At 48.9% G+C, this 653-nt stretch carries 1 protein-coding gene; it reads left to right on the top strand.

Going from position 1 to position 653, the window contains the following annotated elements:
- Nucleotides 1-2 precede the first annotated feature (2 nt).
- On the top strand, nucleotides 3-653 hold a 651-nt coding region (locus P5683_RS25550), incomplete at its 3' end, for an Rpn family recombination-promoting nuclease/putative transposase (protein ID WP_315641264.1).

Genomic DNA, 653 nt, shown 5'->3' with positions numbered 1-653 from the left:
AGATGAAAACTGACAAACTATTTTATCGCATTTTTCTATGGCAGCCGGAACTGATTGCTGAGTTGGTTCCCGGCATTCCCATGGACTGCCAATTTGATTATAGCGCTCCGGTGGTCAAAGAACAGGAACAGCGCATTGATGGCTTATTTACCCCCGTGGGGGATGACCCAGATTTGCCCTTGGTGTTCGTGGAAGCGCAAATGCAGGCGGATAGGGGATTCTATGGTCGCTTTTTTCAGGAAGTGTTCATGTATCTGAGACAATATGAGGTGAGCCGACCTTGGCGGGGGCTATTGATTTTCTCCAGTCGCGGTCAGGGGTTTGGGGTGGAGACTCCCTATCGCCTGCTATTGGATAATTTGGTGGAAAGGCTTTATCTCGAAGATCTGATTCCTAGGTCGGATTTGAGTCCGAATTTGGCGTTGTTGCGGTTGTTGGTATTGCCGGAGTCGGAAACCCCAGAAAGCGCTCGTAATTTGTTGAATGTGGAGGCGAGTGAGGAGGTATTTCAGCGACGGTTGGACTTGGTAGAAAGTATAATGGCGAGTAAGTTTCCAGAGTTGAGCTTGGAGGAGATACGGGAAATGTTGGATATTACCCAGGTTAAGCTTGAGGATACCCGGTTTTATCGGGATGTGTTGCAGAAGGGTCGC

The sequence above is a fragment of the Limnospira sp. PMC 1279.21 genome (genome assembly GCF_032349615.1).
GTDB classification, from domain to species: Bacteria; Cyanobacteriota; Cyanobacteriia; order Cyanobacteriales; family Microcoleaceae; genus Limnospira; species Limnospira fusiformis.
This window is presented reverse-complemented; position numbering and strand designations above follow the sequence as displayed.